This is a genomic window from Streptococcus oralis (assembly GCF_003943415.1).
Lineage (GTDB): Bacteria > Bacillota > Bacilli > Lactobacillales > Streptococcaceae > Streptococcus > Streptococcus oralis_BJ.
The window spans coordinates 338,004-354,203 of record NZ_RJPK01000002.1; the positions used below are offsets into that span (position 1 = coordinate 338,004).

Consider the following 16,200-nt stretch of genomic DNA (forward strand, 5'->3'; position numbering starts at 1 on the left):
AAAATGAGTCTTGCCGTTTTTATATATTTTCATCTTGTAAATCTAATTGCTTCACTCTAGCTATATAATAGGACATAATCAAAAACAAATTAAGGCAGACAATCCATATAGACCATTCATGAAGAAAATGCATCAATACAGCCAAGCTGATTGCGCCCACTACGAAACTTCCCACAACAATCCCATAATTTAAGGCCTGACGACGGTATTCTTGGATATTTCCTTCTCTTCTAGCAATGCGATACAAAGCGGTCAGCATCTTTCGGTAATTTCCAGACGTCATAAAAATGACATAGGGATGATCTTCAATCAAACTGCCCGTAAATGTTAGCATCATCATTCCTGTTCCAAAAGCGATGAAAGGAACTTCTAATAGAGGAAATCGTGAAAAGAAAGGTAGAATAAGAGTTCCAATAAATAAAGGGAGTAGCATCTTAACCCGCCAGTAGGCCGTTTTGCGGTATTCTTTCATGTGCAATGCAAACAGAAATCCTAGAGAAAAGAAAATAATGGAGCAGAATCGTAGCATCGTATTGATAACATTTGAGTCGTGCCAATCAGATATCAATAGGAGAATATTCCCTGTCTGTGTCGCTACCAAACTATGGTATTGAATATGGCAAAACACATCCAAAGAACCACCTACAAATCCAAGAAATACTCCCATCAATCGTGTGTTTTGAGGTAAGATTAATTTATCCGCCATGTATTATCACTCGTTTTCCTTTGATTTTTTTATTATACCACTTTCTCTTGGAGAAACTAAGTGAAAAACAGTTGACTCACTCTTTTACAGAACGATTTCTAGTAAGAGTTAAAACACCAAATTTTATTATTGAATCAAGGCAACGCTTGAAACTTTACCATCCGCACCTGTTGTAATTTGGATGATTTTTCCTCCACCGACTTTGACATTATACTTGCCGTCATCAAGAGTGTAAGAGTAGCCTCTAATAGAATAGTTTTCTTTCTTTCCATCTGCAGTTTCTACTGTAAATTGGCCCCCTGATGAAACCGTAATAGTTTCGCCATTCGCTCCCTTCCAATTGCCTGCAGCTGCTGAGAAGTCACCATCCACCATGGTTAAAACTCCCTTGTAGCGTTTGTTGTGTTCTGCTTGCTTGTCTTGAAGTTTGCGGTCAGTTGTTGGATCATAGCCTGACTGGTTAGACTGTGCTTGAAAGCCTTGCTGAGTTGATGGAGCCTGAGATGGGGCTTGTTGACTAGGAGTTGCTTGTTCTTGTCTTGATTCAGGAGCTGGTTTCGCTTGTAACTGGTCTGCCGCTGTAGAAGACTGACCAGAAGATGCCTGAGTCTTTTCAGATGAAGCTGAACTTGAGGATTTTTGAGTCTTGCTTTCTTTGTTAGAAGAAGCTGCTTTAGAACTTGATGATTGACTTGTCTTTGCAGAGCTGCTGGTTTGAGTCGTTTCGTTTTTATTTCCACAAGCTCCCAGTAGCAAGGTAGAAGCCAATACAGTCGCTGCCATCAATTTGATATAGGTTTTCTTTTTCATTTTTCACTCCTTTGTAACTTTTTTGAAACATTAAGAAATCTTTTTGTAATATAATTGTAACATTGTACCTTGAATCTGTCAACTATTTAGAGAAACTATTTTAAAAATTGTTCCCTCCACTATTTCAATTCGTAATCGAAACGAAAAAATAGAAAATTTTTTATATTAGAGTCCTATTTTTTGCATCGCTCTTGTGTAATTCTAAGAAAGATAGCCATTCATAAAAAATGATAATAAATAAAGAGGGCGGGAACTTTGTCCCGGCCTCACTTTTATTTCAATCGATAGGTTTTTCTTGGTTTCTTTTTAGGCACTCGTTTGAGCCCAACCTCTTCTACATATTCGCCGTATTTTACGAGAAAGTTATTGCTGACGATGGGCCGACCTGGGTTGATGAGGTTGACCAGTTCGGTTCCTTCATAGACAGTAAACTCTTCCTCCAGCAGATAAAGGAAGGTCGGGTTCCAGTCGAGACGGCCTTGGATTCGTTTGATGGATTCTTGGATAATGGCATAATGGTCAAAGGCGAAGGCTTTCTCGTCCAGTTCGACTCCCTCTAGGAAACATTTGCCTGTCTGAAAGTCGACATCTACAAAAACGACATCCTTGGCATCGTCACCTGCCTGAACGAGATCTAAGACACGACTAGGTAGGTACACTAAGTGAGCAATGGTCACTGTCCAGCCCCGTGGATCACGCCCAGGGGTCGATACGGTCATCAATTGCTCGATTTTCTCCAAAGGTAGATCAAGATTGACTTCTTCTCTCACTTCGCGCTGACAGGCATGTGTAGCATCTTCTCCCTTGTCCATAAAGCCTCCAACCAGAGCCAAACAGTTTTGATAAGGGTGGGCCTTGCGACGGATCAGTAAGAGCTTGATCTTTCCTTCGACAAAGCAGTAAGCCACCATATCTACTGTCACACTTGGTTTTTCGTATTGAGGGAGTTCCTGCCTGTAGTACCAGTCTAAAAACTCCTCCTGACTGGCATGGATTTCATAATATTCTTTTTCCGTCATTCCTTCTGGAATCTTTATGTCTGCCATCTTATGCCTCCTTTCGAACTGCCTTGGTCCATTGGTACCAACCCACTAGACTGTTCAGTGTGTAAACCCAGTACATCCCTTGGATATGGATATTTTCACCCCACCAAAGGTAGATACTAAAGAGATTGGTTGCAATCCAGAAAATCCATTGCTCACGATAGAGACGTGTCATCAGGAGCTGACCAACACCATTAGTTGCATCGGTTACACTATCACGGAAAGGGCGAGCGCTATGGATACTTTGGTAAGCCAAGCCCATGCCAATCCAGATGATGGCAGTCAAGACCAAGTACTTGAGCCAGTCAAGTACAGATAATTTCTTAGCTTCAAAGTGGGATTCTTCTGGTTTTCCTTGGTCATTGATACGATTAGACAACCAAGCATAGAGACCAATCGGTTGCATGACAAAGAAGTAAACGGTCGTCAAAACTTCGCCATAAAAAGTCGCATTCATGGCCAAAATCAAATAGATAGCTGAGTTAATAGCCCCAAAGAGATAATTGCTTGCACGCCCTTCTGCTACCAAGATAACACAGACAATCCCAGTCCAGGATGCAAACAAGCTCAGCCAGTCATGGCTTTCTGTATTTTGTGTGAACTCTAAGATCAAAGGAACACTTGACAAGGCGATGAGATACAACCACTGGAAAAGGCTACGACCAACAAAGAGATCTTTCCAGAGCAAACGCATGGTTCCTGCAAAACCAATCTTGCGGGCTTCTGCATGGACATTTTTAAAGTTTTCGATAAATTGTGTGATTTTTTTAGTTACTGTTTTCATAATTTTCTCCTAATCTGCTTGGTAAATGGCATCGATAGCCACTTTTGCTGCTTCATAATTGCCTAGATAATCCTCCGCTAGATAAACTAGTGGAATGGTGGTTAAGTATCGCTCTCTCATCTGGTCCAAATGCTGGGAAAAACTGTGACGAACATGGTCTTCTGCCATGGTCATATCTCTAAATCCGTCATTGACATAGGAACCGACAGGCTGCACAAAGAGAATCAAGTCCCATTTTTCCTTAGCCAAGATTGAAACAAAGAGATTGTCAAAGGTTTCTCCTGATAAGTCCCCTTGATCCTCAGCCTCCATGTAGTAGTCATAATAACCCTTGGTTACCAAGGAGTTGGTATCAGCTATCACTAGGCCTCGATTGGCATTGCTATCAATTAATTTTGAGGTCTGGTCATACTGTCCCAACAGGAGATAATAGTAATCCTTTGGAGTCAATTCATCGTCGCGGACATTGTTTTTGATCTGGTACTCACGCGCGTATTCCAGACTAACGGGCACATCGTAATACCTTGCCAAATCCTTTGCTAAAGTGGTCTTCCCATTGCTGGCACTTCCCATAATCAACACTTTCTTTGTAAACTGACGACGGAAGGGTTGAGCGATGTATTTCCAATATTTGCTTGGATTTTCTCGAATCATAGTCGCTGAGATACCAAACTTTCTTTCTTGCAAAACGGTCTCAAAGCCACGATTAGATAATTCTTGCTGGTAGCCACGTTCTCCCACAAAAAAGATCAGTTCTTGCTGGGCTTCATCGTAGGAAATCTCCGATAACATCTGATCCAGCCACTCCTGCCAGCCCATAGGGTAACGAGGAAGCTTAGTTTCATCTAACTTGCAGACAGAGGTCAACTCGTCATCACGAAAAGCCTCTCTGATATAGCGAAATCGTTTTTGAAGCGTTAAGCCTATCTGCTCCCCTCGGTCTCCCTCATAGCCTGAAACGACTACCCAGACCTGATTACACTGACGCTTTGCTCGCTGGATTAAATCGATATGCCCCTGATGGAGAGGGGCAAAGGTCCCAAATACCACTGCAGTTTTCTTTTTCATAAATGTTTTACCTTTTTATAGTTTTTGATATTTTTGTTTTCTATGTTTTTATTATATCTTATATTTTTATTTTGTCAATAGTTTTTTATCATTTTTTATAAAAAAGTAGAAAAAAGAATCAGGATTGCTCCTGATTCTCCATTTTTAAGCAATATCAAATTTTAATTGACCAGCTTTGACACCAATCTTGAGAGTCTTACCTGCTACCAGTTCTCCCTTGAGGAGGAGCTCTGCCAACTTGTCTTCCACCTCTGTTTGCAGTGTTCTGCGAAGTGGGCGAGCTCCCATTTCTGGATTGTAACCGTGACTAGCTAGCAACTTCAGTGCCGAAGCTTGTAGTTTCAAGTCGATGCCCTTCTCTGCCAGGCTAGCAATCAATGGTTTAACCATGATCTTGACAATTTCCTGCATGTGTTCGCTATCCAAACTATGGAAGACCACCTTTTCATCAATACGGTTGATAAACTCTGGTCGATAAGCTTTTTTCAACTCTTCAAAGATCCGTTTTTCCATATTTTCTTGGTCAAAACGAATGTCCTTGACCCCAAATCCGACAGTCTTATCATCACGAAGGGCTGTCGCACCAAGGTTTGACGTCATGATGATAATAGTATTTGAAAAGTCCACCTTGCGTCCCTTGCTATCTGTCAAGACACCGTCGTCCAAGACTTGCAAGAGAACATTAAAGATGTCTGGGTGGGCCTTTTCTACCTCGTCAAAGAGGAGCACTGAGTAGGGTTTGTTGCGAACCTTCTCGGTCAACTCCCCACCTTCTTCGTAGCCCACATAGCCCGGAGGAGCTCCATTGAGACGGCTAGCTGCAAATTTCTCCATATATTCACTCATATCAAAGCGGATAAGGGCTGATTCGTCGTCAAAAAGAACTTCTGCCAGAGCCTTGGCTAATTCAGTTTTTCCGACACCCGTCGGTCCTAGGAACATAAAGGAACCAATCGGACGCTTGTGACTGCGAATCCCTGACTGATTGCGGCGAATGGCACGGCTAATGCTTGAAACTGCTTGATCTTGACCGATGACACGTTTATGCAATTCAGCTTCCAGGTTCAGGTATTTCTTAGCGTCAATCTGAGTCAGTTTTTGGACTGGGATACCTGACAAGCGACTCAAGGTGGTCAAAATATCAGACTCTGTAACCAAGTCTTTATAGACAGGCACTTCCTGCTCTTTTGCGATTAGCTGGCCTGCTTGTTTCCACTTACCATCCATCAAGGCCTTGTCAGCTGGACTCAAGTCGGATTCGTCCATTCTCACATGCTTGGATTTGTTTTGCACAGTTGCTGCCGCCTCATCCAAGAGGTCGATAGCAGAGTCTGGCAAGTGACGACTAGTCAAGTAACGATGCGCCATCTTAACAGCCGTTTCGACAGCATCATCTGTAATTTGCACACGGTGGTGTTTCTCATAAGTCGCCTTCAAACCTTGCAAAATGGTCATGCTGTCAGCTAAACTTGGCTCTTCAATTGTCACTTTGGCAAAACGACGAGAAAGGGCCGCATCTTTTTCGATGTGCTTTTGGTATTCTTCCTGAGTGGTTGCACCAACCGTTCTCAAAGTTCCACGAGCCAAGGCTGGTTTCAAGATATTGGCCGCATCCAGAGTCGAGTCAATACCACTCCCAGATCCCATGATGGTGTGAAGTTCATCAATAAAGAGAATCACTTTGCCATCTTCCTCGATATCCTTGATGATGTTGTTCATACGCTCTTCAAAATCTCCACGGAAACGTGTTCCCGCAACGACATTCATCAAATCAAGCTCCAAAACGCGCATCTTGGCCATTTCCGCAGGTACATCCCCACTAGCAATACGCTGAGCAAGGCCAAGGGCTAGAGCTGTTTTCCCGACACCAGCATCTCCAACCAAGACAGGATTGTTCTTGGTCTTTCGACTCAAAATCTGAATCATACGTGAGATTTCCTTGTCACGACCGATAACTGGCTCTAACTTGCCAGAGCGCGCTTGCTCCGTCAGGTCATGCGTGTAGTCCTCGAGACCGCCACTTGGATTCTGAGGCATACCCATCATATTTGCCATGGAATTTTGCTTGTCAGATACCGTGCGATGGCGTTGACGTAAAGCCTTAAGATCTTCTCTAGTCCAGCCAGCACGCTCCTCTAAATTGCGACGAAGAGCAGCAATTCTGACCTGATCTTTCTGGTCTTCATAAGAAAATCCTGCTCTCTCCAAGATGCGAGTTGCCAAGGCATTGCCGTCATGCAAAATCGCATAGAGGACATGCTCTGTCCCTAGCACCTTTGCGTGGACCGCTGAGGCCACATACTCTGCTTCTGCAAAGAGAAGCTCCAAACGATGAGAAAAAGGCAATTCCGTAAAGGTTTCGTCTTGGCTATAGTCCGTTTCAGTCAGTTCCAACGCAACCTCTTCTAAACGGTCCATTTCATAAGGATAATCATTTAGAGTCGCACCTGCCACACTGTAACTGTGATTGGACATGGCAATCAATAAATGCCAAGACTCCAGGTAACGGGCTCCAAAATGGCTTGCAACCATGTAGGCACTCTCGATACATTCATTCAATGCTTTTGAATAGTTCATCTTACTTCTCTTTTCTATCTACCTCTTGTAATAGCTGTCGGAGCATATTGGCACGGACAACTGAGGATTCTTCCCCTAGGACACGATCCGTTGCTACTGAAGTCAGCAAGGTCATCTCCTGCTTGGTCATCAAGTCCTGCTCCACCAAAAGCTGGAGAATATCCTCGTAAATCTCCTGACTAACTCGCTCACCAATCGAGTAAAGCAAATCGCGGAGCATCTCATGATGATTGGAAAACTCAATCCGGCCTATGCGAATGTAGCCTCCGCCACCCCGCTTGCTCTCAACCAAGTAACCTCTGCTTTCAGTAAAACGTGTCTTGATGACATAGTTGATCTGACTCGGCACAACCTGAAAGGTATCTGCCAACTGGCTCCGCTGCAATTCCACGATACCAGATTGGTCTAAAATCGCCTTGATATAGGCTTCGATATGATCTGATGTATTTTTAAATCTCATAGTAAATCAAACTCCTTCTTTGAACCTTGACTATCTTTGACTATTATACCGAAATTTTTGATTTTTTTAAAGGAAAAGGGAGCAAGTAAAGAATAATCTTCACCAACTCCCTATTTTTCTAAGTATTTAATCCCAATTCCGCTAAGATTTGACGCTTATAGGCAATTTTTTGGACTTCCTTGTCTTCGCTCTGGGACCAATCTAGTTTAACTTCAGAAACAATCTGTCCAGGCCGATTTTTTAGAATATAGATGCGGTCACTGAGGTTGAGGGCTTCCTCGATACTGTGTGTGATGATCAAAGTAGTCAGCTGCAGTTGCTTGTGAATCTCCAGATACCAAGCGTGAAGTTCCATCTTGGTCATCTCATCCAAGGCACTAAAGGCCTCGTCTAAGAGAAAGAGTTTGTGCCCGAAAAGGTAGGTGCGGAGTAAGGCCACACGCTGACGCATCCCTCCGCTGAGTTCATGAGGATACTTGTCCCTTACGGCTGTCAACTGGAAGGTCGCAAGAATTTCATCCGCTCGGGCAATGGCTTCTACCTTATTCACCTTTTGAATCAAGAGGGGCAAGATGATATTGCCAAGTACCGTCTTATGTTCTAAGAGCAAATCCTTTTGCAACATATAACTAACGCGCCCCTTGGGATTTTCCTCGCCATCAAGGACAATTCGCCCTGACTGAACTTCTAAAATCCCAGCGATCAGATTAAAGAGGGTGGTTTTTCCAACACCACTTGGACCTAGGATAGAAACCACTTCACCTGAAGTCACTTTCAGATTGATATCCTCTAAAATCCTCTCTTGACCATAGGCATAACTGACGTGTTCTAGTCTAATTTCTGTCATTATTTCACAAATTCATTGGTAAAGCCTTTGCCTGTCAAGTCTTCTTTAAGGATACCATTTTCTTTATCCCATTTGTAGAAGGCATTCCAGCGAGCTACGTCAAATTGTCCCCATTTTTCCTTGTCGCTTGCGTATTCTTTCGACAAGTATTTTTGAGATTCGATAACGAAATCACGTTTTTCCTTGAGTTCGGGAGCATTCTTGATGAGGATATCTGCAGCTTCTTCTGGATGTTCCATGGCATATTGGTAGCCTTTTTTGATAGCTTGGATAACTTTGCGAGCTTCTTCTTTGTTGTCTTTGAGATAGTCGTTGTTTGCGATGATGACTGGTGAGTAGTAGTCAAACTCCTTGACATAGTCTTTCAAGTACATGAAGTTAGCATCTACGCCTTGAGATTTGGCAAGGATACCATCCCAACCGTAGTAGATCCAAGCAGTGTCAAAGACGCCATTGGCAATCGGTGTGATGGAGTTTGAGTCGTTGTTTGGTACTTTTTCGACCTTCTCAAAGTCTCCGCCTTGAGATTCTACCAAGGTTTTCAACATAGCAAGCTCAGTCGGGTCATTCCAGGTTCCATATTTCTTGCCAACCAAGTCTTTTGGACTAGTGACATTGTCAGATTTACGTGAGATGATTCCTGATGTATTGTGCTCTACGATAGCGGCAACGGCAGTGATTCCTGCCCCTTTTTCCAATTTTTTAGCCATGTAGTCTTGGAAATACACTGCAAATGGTGCCTTGCCATTGATAACCAAGTCAGAAGAACTTTCTTCAGGTGGCAATTTCAAATCAACATCCACTCCAGCTTCTTTGAAATAACCTTTTTCCTTGGCAACATAAAGCCCTGTGTGGTTAGTATTTGGCGTCCAGTCTAGGATAAAGTCAATCTTCTTAACTTCTGCCTCTTTGTTGTTCTTAGAAGCAGTTCCTTGGCCACAAGCCACAAGCACGATAGCTACAAGAGCCGTTACTAGCGTTAAAAACACTTTCCATGTTTTCATCATTTTCATTTCCTCTTTTCTTTTTCTAAAACGCTCTATTTAAGTACGTTTCCATTTAATCACATATTTTTCACTGATATCGACCAGCTTCATACCTAGAAGACTGATAATCGACACCAGAATAATAATAGCAAACATGGTATCATACTGAAACAGTTTTTTAGACTGAATCATATAAACACCAAGACCTTCAAAGCCTCCTAGCCACTCGGACACCACGGTTGTGATAAAGGCGTAGGAGACACTGACCCTCAGACCTGCATAAAAGTAAGGCAGGCTAACCGAGATTTTAAAATGCCACAGGATTTGCCAAGGGTTTGCTCGCATCAGACTAAACAAGGTCAGCATATCCTTGTCACAATGTCTAAAACCGTCCAAAATACTAACGATGATAGGGAAGGTTGTCGTCAAGATAATCAAGACAATCTTGGGCAAAATCCCATAGCCTAGCCACAAGACTAAAATTGGGGCTATGGCAATGGTCGGGATGGTCTGAACAACCACCATCATAGGGTAGATCAGATCATTGAGCCAAGTCAGACTGTCCATAAGCACCGCCATGAGACAGGCAATCAAGACTCCTAAGACTAGACCTAGCAAAGCCACTCTCAAGGTTGCCCAGCTATGGTACCAGAGAAATTCTCTGTCACGAACAAAGGACTGGAGGATCTCAAGAGGAGTTGGCAGGATAAACTTGGGTAAAAGTTTGAATATTCCTGCTAACTGCCAGACCGACAAGATTCCTATAAAGCCCAAAAGACTAATGTGTCGTCTCATCATACTTTTCAAGTTTCTCATCGATGCTTAAAATCTCTCCTATATTTATTTTGACATTGGCAAAGACATTATCCGCCTCCTGCCCGGCCACTTCAAGCGCTTCTTTGAGAATGCGCAGAAGCTCATCAAACTCTCCTTCCAAGACCGTTTCAAAGGGTGTCACCACCATGGTCACGGACTGAGCTTGCAGATAAGCAATCACTTGATCGATAATAGCAATTCGATCAATCCCCTGTGATAGGGGTAAAACTTGCAAGGCAATGCTTGCTTTCATAGAAACCTCCTCTTCTCAGGCTTCCTTTTGACAAAAAGAAAACCTTTCCCATATATACGGAAAAGGTGCAGAATTCGGCTAAGTATCCTTCCCTACGCTGGCATTACCCAGATCAGGTGCGGTCGAAGTTTAACACTTCCTCTCAGACTGTACACAGACTCCCGTATATTATATGGACATATGATAACGTAAAAAAAAGGATAAGTCAAGGAAACTGCTTACAGAAAATCATGAAAAAGAGTTTGAAGGCAAGTACTTCAAACTCCATCATAGCTTTCTTATTTAGCCTCGTACCAAGTTGCTCCTTCATTCTCATCAGCGATGAGGGGAACACTGAGCTGGATGGCTTCTTCCATGGTTTGTTTCACCAGCGCTTTGATCGCTACTAATTCTTCCTTTGGAACTTCAAGTACGATTTCATCATGCACTTGCAGAAGCATCTTGGTCTGATAACCACCTTCAACTAGAGCCTTGTCTAGCTGAATCATAGCAATCTTGAGAATATCTGCTGCTGAGCCCTGGATAGGAGAGTTGATGGCCGTCCGCTCTGCAAAACCACGAATGTTAAAGTTGCGCGAATTAATATCTGGCAACTCACGACGACGCTTGAAGAGGGTCTCTACATAGCCCTTATCACGCGCCTCACGCACCACCTCATCCATGTAGTTTTTAATACCTGGGAAGCGTTCAAAGTAAGTGTCAATGTAGGCTTTAGCCTCTTTACGGCTGATGCCCAGATTATTAGACAAACCAAAGTCTGAAATCCCGTAAACCACTCCAAAGTTTACCGCCTTGGCATTACGACGGTCGTTTGGAGTCACATCTTCAGGACGTTCAATACCAAAGACCCGCATGGCCGTCGAGGTATGGATATCAGCCCCCTCTTGGAAGGCCTTAATTAAGTGCTCATCTTTAGAAATATGAGCCAAAACGCGCAATTCAATCTGTGAATAGTCCGAGCTGAGCAACACACTATCCTCCCACTCAGGTACAAAGGCCTTACGAATGAGACGGCCTTGTTCCAAACGAACAGGGATATTTTGCAAGTTTGGATCCACACTAGACAAACGCCCAGTCTGAGTCAAATCTTGCACATAGCGCGTATGGATCTTGCCATCATCCAAAATCCAGTCTTGCAAACCAATCACATAGGTAGATTGAATCTTAGCAATCTGACGGTAATCGAGGATTTTCTTGACGATTGGTGCAATAGGAGCTAGTCGCTCTAGCACATCCACGGCTGTCGAGTAACCTGTCTTGGTTTTCTTGGTGTATTCTAGAGGAAGACCCAGTTTTTCAAAGAGAAGGACGCCCAACTGCTTAGGCGAGTTGATATTAAACTCCTCACCAGCCAGTTCGTAAATCTCTTGGGTGAGTTGCTCAATGACGACCTCATTTTCAGCCTGCATCTCAAGCAGAGTTTCTTTTTTGACCTTGATCCCAGCGATTTCCATCTTGGCAAGGACAAAAGCCAGAGGTTGCTCCATGTCATAGAGAAGGTCTAACTGTCCATGTTCACTGAGTTTTTCAAGTAAAATAGGCTCTGTTTCAACTAAAACAGCAACCTTGCGAGCCAAATGCTCCAAGAATTTCTCTCTCTCAGGGATAGCTTTCTTGACCCCCTTACCGTAAAAAGTCTCATCATCAGCCAGATAAGTCTGGCCATAGAGATTCGCAATAGTTGAGATTTCATTGTTCTCGACTGTTGAGAGTAAGTATTTTGCCAGACGACTGTCAAAAGCGGGGGCCTGCAGGTTCAAGCCCAAGCGATTTAAAAGAACCTTCGCTTTCTTAAAGTCATACACTTTTAGAGGTGTTTTTTCTAGATAATTCTTGAGAATCGGCTCCTGCAAGAGCTCAAGTTTGTCTGTGGCGTAAAGTTTATCCCCGCAGGACCAGGCAAAACCAACCAAGTCATCTGTATGGTAGTTCTCACCAAAGAGTTCAAAGTGGAAGATAGAGTCGGCACTCAGCATGTCTTGACTGACGTGGTCAACGATAGTGAAATCCAAGCTCTCAGGCGCATCCTTCGACGAAACATTTAGAGCTTGTTTGAGCTGTTTGAAGCCCATCTCATCGTAGAATTTCCCGAGATTTTCCACATCTGGGCCATTATATACCAAGTCTTCCAGACCAATCTCAATCGGTGCCTGAGTCTCAATGGTCGCCAAGGTTTTAGACAAAAAGGCTTGTTCCTTATCATTGATGAGATTTTCCTTCATCTTAGAAGCCTTCATCCCATCGATATTTTCATAAATACCCTCAAGCGAACCATGCTCCAGCAAGAGTTTGATACCCGTCTTTTCACCAATCTTAGTAACACCAGGGATATTATCAGATTTATCCCCCATGAGGGCCTTAAGATCGATAAACTGAGCTGGGGTAATGCCCATCTTTTCCATAAGGTAATCTGGTGTAAAGGCCTCAAACTCAGCCACACCTTTCTTGGAAATCTCGACCACCGTATGCTCATCCGTCAACTGGATCAAGTCCTTGTCTCCGCTGACGATTGTCACATCAAAAGAATCCTTCTCAGCCAAACGACCTAGGGTCCCGATGATATCATCTGCCTCATACTGGGGCAGCTCATAGTGGCGAATCCCAAGATGGTCTAACAACTCACGAATGAAGGGAAATTGCTCACGAAACTCATCTGGAGTTTTAGCACGACCACCCTTGTAGTCTGCATACATCTCTGTTCGAAAAGTCGTCTTACCTGCATCAAAGGCTACCAAAACATGACTGGGCTCAACACGCTCCAAGACGTGATTCAACATGAGTTGAAAACCGTAGATTGCATTGGTATGAAGGCCATTAGCATTTTTAAACCGATCCAGCTGCTGATAGAGCGCAAAAAAAGCTCGAAAGGCAACAGAGGATCCATCAATTAATAATAATTTTTTCTTGTCCATACACCCATTATAAAGGAAAGAGGGGAAAAATACCATCGGAAAGAATAGGCAAATGGTAGTGAAGTTCTCTTTTTTATATTCTTTCTAGATTCTAGCTCCATTACTATCCACTCGATAGCCATCCACAGTAGTATTCACTGCTAAAGCCCCTGAAGCATTGACGTAGTAAGATTTTCCGCCTACCTGGAACCACTGACTAGACTTCATAGCCCCTGAACTCTCCAAATAATACCACGTTCCATTTTCCTTGAGCCAGCCTGTCTGCATCTCCCCTGATGCCTTTAGATAGTACCAATGCGAGCCATCCTTTACCCAACCTGTTGACATGGCCCCATTGTCTTTAAAGTGATACCAACTGCCATTTATTTTCTTCCAACCATTTGCTAGTTTCCCGTTCTCACGGTAATTCCAAATACCGTTTTGCTTCTTCCAACCATTCTCCACCGATTCTGTTTCCATATACTGGACGTATCTCCTCATTCCACTATAGGACAGGTAACTAAGCCACTTATAACCGTCCTTTTCTACGATTTGATCGTAGCTAACATTTTCACCAGGATAGTAGTAGTCGATAACTTGCGCTGTACTTGACGGCTGGTTTCGAATGGCAGACTTTTGAGTAAACGTATGAGTCCCACTAGACGCCAACCCTGACCTGATAGGATTTCCAGTTCTACCACCATTCCCTACCAAGTCCTTAAAATGGATAAAGCCTGTCATAGAGCTAGCTTTTACGCTGCGACGATTGTATTTCTCCCTAACTCCATAGTTATACTCTTCAATCTCAATCGTATCCCCTGATACATTTGATACCCAGGCCACATGCCCATAATAACCTTCTGTCGACCAAGCAATTGAACCAATTTCAGGTTTGCTATCCACACGGTAGCCTTCTCGCCTTGCACGATGTCCCCATTCATTTGCATTTCCATAAGCAGGCGGGATCTCAAAGCCATTCACACTACTCAAACGAAAGGCTGCAAAAGAGGTACACTGGCGAGAATACATCCGCCACTGGTCTATTTCCACACTACCATTTTTATAGTGAAGCGGGTAGTCATCTCCACGCGCTACACTATCAGCTTTAACCGATTCACCACCAAACAAAAAAGCACTCGTAACCAACAATGTAGCCAATCCTACACCCAACTGCGTATATCTACTCTTCTTAACTCCTGATTTTAAAAACGTCATTCATTCTCCTTATATAATATAAATTTCTGAGGTTCCCCTCGTTTATACTATTCGGGAAAAAAAGAAAAAAGTGAGCAAAACCCACTTCATTTTAGGATTCTTGGTCTAGATAGCGAATCAAATTCTTCTCTGTCAAGATATCTGAGTAGGTGAAGGATTCAACATAGACATTGGCCTGTTTGTCCCCCTCAACATCCCCAAATTCAACGATAAATAGGGACGGATAAACCTCAATTAGCTTACCCAATCTATTTTTTTGGCGCTTACGGCCATTTTCCAAAGTCATTTCAACGACTTGTCCCTCATGCGCCTTGATTTCTTCTTTGATTTTTTTCATCTTGGCCACATCTGTAAATGCATCTGACATCTTATGCCTCCCTCTTTGAGATACTTGAAAATTTATTGTATTCTTTTTGGAAAATCAATTCCACCGTTCCACGAGCTCCACTACGGTTTTTCTCGATGATAACCTCTACCTTGTTATTTGGAATTCCTTCCTCTTCTTCCCCCGCGCGATCGTAGTAGTCGTCACGGTATAGAAAGGCTACGATATCCGCATCCTGCTCGATAGAGCCCGATTCACGAATATCAGACAAGACTGGTCTCTTATCCTGACGCTGTTCCACTCCACGAGATAACTGACTGAGAGCAATGACTGGAACTTTCAATTCCTTAGCAAGAATTTTCAACTGACGAGAAATTTCAGAGACTTCTTGTTGGCGGTTTTCACGACCAGTCCCTGTGATAAGCTGTAGGTAGTCAATCAAAATCAAACCTAGATTGCCTGTTTCTTGAGCCAGTTTGCGTGAGCGCGAACGAATTTCCGTAATCCGAATCCCTGGTGTATCATCGATATAGATACTCGCATTGGCTAGATTCCCTTGAGCAATGGTATACTTTTGCCACTCTTCATCAGTCAATTGACCCGTACGGATAGAATGGGACTCCACTAATCCTTCGGCCGCCAACATACGGTCTACTAGACTTTCCGCACCCATTTCCAGTGAAAAGATGGCCACAGTCTTGTCTAACTTGGTTCCGATATTCTGAGCAATGTTTAAAGCAAAGGCTGTTTTACCGACCGCAGGACGGGCTGCTATAATAATCAGTTCCTCCTCATGGAGACCTGTCGTCATATGGTCCAAATCACGGTATCCCGTTGCAATACCTGTGATATCCGTTGTTTGTTGTGACCGAACTTCTAGGTTCCCAAAGTTGATATTTAAAATATCACGGATATTCTTGAAACCACTACGATTTGCGTTTTCACTTACATCAATGAGCCCCTTTTCAGCCTGCGCAATGATTTCATCTACAGGCTTAGAAGCTTCATAGGCTTGGTTGACAGAGTCTGTCAACTTGGAAATCAAGCGACGTAGCATAGCCTTTTCTGCAACGATTTTAGCATAATACTCCGCATTAGCTGAAGTTGGTACAGAATTGACAATTTCGACAAGGTAAGACAAGCCACCAATATTTTGGAGATCCCCTTGGTTATCCAAAATCGTCCGAACCGTCGTCGCATCAATCGCTTCCCCACGATCCGACAAATCTACCATCGCTTGGAAAATCAACCGATGAGCATACTTAAAGAAGTCTCGAGAATCAATGTATTCTCGGACAAAAACGAGCTTGCTCTCATCTATAAAAATAGCCCCCAGAACAGATTGCTCTGCCAAAATATCCTGAGGTTGAACTCGCAGTTCCTCTACTTCTGCCATCCGACTTTCCTTCCTTTTACAAT

15 protein-coding genes and 1 riboswitch are annotated in these 16,200 nt (G+C 43.2%); all 15 genes read right to left on the minus strand.

Features of this window, described 5'->3' with window-relative positions; all coding sequences use genetic code 11:
* Nucleotides 1-19 precede the first annotated feature (19 nt).
* The 15 genes from D8801_RS04335 to dnaB all read right to left on the minus strand — a co-directional run bounded on the left by D8801_RS04335 (nt 20) and on the right by dnaB (nt 16,177).
* A complete protein-coding gene (locus D8801_RS04335; protein WP_125848121.1) occupies nt 20-706 on the minus strand; it encodes a YoaK family protein in 687 nt (228 codons plus the stop codon).
* Nucleotides 707-832: 126 nt separating this feature from the next.
* Nucleotides 833-1,516 (minus strand): hypothetical protein, encoded by a 684-nt coding sequence (locus tag D8801_RS04340; RefSeq protein ID WP_125848123.1) that lies wholly within the window; start codon nt 1,514-1,516, stop codon nt 833-835.
* A 272-nt stretch (nt 1,517-1,788) separates the two neighbouring features.
* Entirely contained in the window at nt 1,789-2,562 is a 774-nt protein-coding gene (locus D8801_RS04345; RefSeq protein WP_125848126.1) for an NUDIX domain-containing protein, read from the minus strand.
* A 1-nt stretch (nt 2,563) separates the two neighbouring features.
* On the minus strand, nt 2,564-3,343 hold the full coding sequence (gene pnuC, locus D8801_RS04350; protein ID WP_125848128.1) for a nicotinamide riboside transporter PnuC: 780 nt from the start codon (nt 3,341-3,343) through the stop codon (nt 2,564-2,566).
* A 9-nt stretch (nt 3,344-3,352) separates the two neighbouring features.
* A complete protein-coding gene (locus tag D8801_RS04355) occupies nt 3,353-4,411 on the minus strand; it encodes an AAA family ATPase (protein ID WP_093586250.1) in 1,059 nt (352 codons plus the stop codon).
* Between the two features lie 144 nt (nt 4,412-4,555).
* Nucleotides 4,556-6,988: an ATP-dependent Clp protease ATP-binding subunit gene (locus D8801_RS04360; protein ID WP_093586252.1), complete on the minus strand. Its 2,433-nt coding sequence runs from the start codon at nt 6,986-6,988 to the stop codon at nt 4,556-4,558.
* Nucleotide 6,989: 1 nt separating this feature from the next.
* Complete coding sequence (locus D8801_RS04365) at nt 6,990-7,448, minus strand: CtsR family transcriptional regulator (protein WP_001211258.1); 459 nt, start codon at nt 7,446-7,448, stop codon at nt 6,990-6,992.
* 118 nt (nt 7,449-7,566) lie between these two features.
* A complete protein-coding gene (locus D8801_RS04370) occupies nt 7,567-8,295 on the minus strand; it encodes an ABC transporter ATP-binding protein (protein WP_093586254.1) in 729 nt (242 codons plus the stop codon).
* On the minus strand, nt 8,295-9,302 hold the full coding sequence (locus D8801_RS04375; protein WP_125848130.1) for an ABC transporter substrate-binding protein: 1,008 nt from the start codon (nt 9,300-9,302) through the stop codon (nt 8,295-8,297). Before D8801_RS04375 ends, D8801_RS04370 begins: the two co-directional genes overlap by 1 nt.
* 36 nt (nt 9,303-9,338) lie before the next feature.
* Complete coding sequence (locus tag D8801_RS04380; protein ID WP_125848132.1) at nt 9,339-10,097, minus strand: ABC transporter permease; 759 nt, start codon at nt 10,095-10,097, stop codon at nt 9,339-9,341.
* Nucleotides 10,060-10,350 carry a thiamine-binding protein gene (locus D8801_RS04385; protein ID WP_125848134.1) on the minus strand — a complete coding sequence of 97 codons (291 nt, stop codon included), beginning with the start codon at nt 10,348-10,350 and terminating at the stop codon, nt 10,060-10,062. Before D8801_RS04385 ends, D8801_RS04380 begins: the two co-directional genes overlap by 38 nt.
* Before the next feature lie 72 nt (nt 10,351-10,422).
* Nucleotides 10,423-10,525, minus strand: a riboswitch (TPP riboswitch).
* 103 nt (nt 10,526-10,628) lie between these two features.
* Complete coding sequence (gene polA / locus D8801_RS04390; protein WP_125848136.1) at nt 10,629-13,262, minus strand: DNA polymerase I; 2,634 nt, start codon at nt 13,260-13,262, stop codon at nt 10,629-10,631.
* 84 nt (nt 13,263-13,346) lie between these two features.
* Nucleotides 13,347-14,456 (minus strand): SH3 domain-containing protein, encoded by a 1,110-nt coding sequence (locus D8801_RS04395; RefSeq protein ID WP_125848138.1) that lies wholly within the window; start codon nt 14,454-14,456, stop codon nt 13,347-13,349.
* Between the two features lie 91 nt (nt 14,457-14,547).
* Nucleotides 14,548-14,823, minus strand: a complete 276-nt coding sequence (locus D8801_RS04400; RefSeq protein ID WP_001278166.1) for a Veg family protein — start codon at nt 14,821-14,823, stop codon at nt 14,548-14,550.
* A 1-nt stretch (nt 14,824) separates the two neighbouring features.
* Complete coding sequence (dnaB, locus tag D8801_RS04405; RefSeq protein ID WP_084974687.1) at nt 14,825-16,177, minus strand: replicative DNA helicase; 1,353 nt, start codon at nt 16,175-16,177, stop codon at nt 14,825-14,827.
* Between the last annotated feature and the right edge of the window lie 23 nt (nt 16,178-16,200).

Excerpts from the sequence above, each read along its gene's own strand:
- D8801_RS04335 (WP_125848121.1), bottom strand. The coding sequence starts at position 706 with ATGGCGGATAAATTAATCTTACCTCAAAACACACGATTGATGGGAGTA.
- D8801_RS04340 (WP_125848123.1), bottom strand. The coding sequence starts at position 1,516 with ATGAAAAAGAAAACCTATATCAAATTGATGGCAGCGACTGTATTGGCT.
- D8801_RS04345 (WP_125848126.1), bottom strand. The coding sequence starts at position 2,562 with ATGGCAGACATAAAGATTCCAGAAGGAATGACGGAAAAAGAATATTAT.
- pnuC (WP_125848128.1), bottom strand. The coding sequence starts at position 3,343 with ATGAAAACAGTAACTAAAAAAATCACACAATTTATCGAAAACTTTAAA.
- D8801_RS04355 (WP_093586250.1), bottom strand. The coding sequence starts at position 4,411 with ATGAAAAAGAAAACTGCAGTGGTATTTGGGACCTTTGCCCCTCTCCAT.
- D8801_RS04360 (WP_093586252.1), bottom strand. The coding sequence starts at position 6,988 with ATGAACTATTCAAAAGCATTGAATGAATGTATCGAGAGTGCCTACATG.
- D8801_RS04365 (WP_001211258.1), bottom strand. The coding sequence starts at position 7,448 with ATGAGATTTAAAAATACATCAGATCATATCGAAGCCTATATCAAGGCG.
- D8801_RS04370 (WP_093586254.1), bottom strand. The coding sequence starts at position 8,295 with ATGACAGAAATTAGACTAGAACACGTCAGTTATGCCTATGGTCAAGAG.
- D8801_RS04375 (WP_125848130.1), bottom strand. The coding sequence starts at position 9,302 with ATGATGAAAACATGGAAAGTGTTTTTAACGCTAGTAACGGCTCTTGTA.
- D8801_RS04380 (WP_125848132.1), bottom strand. The coding sequence starts at position 10,097 with ATGAGAAACTTGAAAAGTATGATGAGACGACACATTAGTCTTTTGGGC.
- D8801_RS04385 (WP_125848134.1), bottom strand. The coding sequence starts at position 10,350 with ATGAAAGCAAGCATTGCCTTGCAAGTTTTACCCCTATCACAGGGGATT.
- polA (WP_125848136.1), bottom strand. The coding sequence starts at position 13,262 with ATGGACAAGAAAAAATTATTATTAATTGATGGATCCTCTGTTGCCTTT.
- D8801_RS04395 (WP_125848138.1), bottom strand. The coding sequence starts at position 14,456 with ATGACGTTTTTAAAATCAGGAGTTAAGAAGAGTAGATATACGCAGTTG.
- D8801_RS04400 (WP_001278166.1), bottom strand. The coding sequence starts at position 14,823 with ATGTCAGATGCATTTACAGATGTGGCCAAGATGAAAAAAATCAAAGAA.
- dnaB (WP_084974687.1), bottom strand. The coding sequence starts at position 16,177 with ATGGCAGAAGTAGAGGAACTGCGAGTTCAACCTCAGGATATTTTGGCA.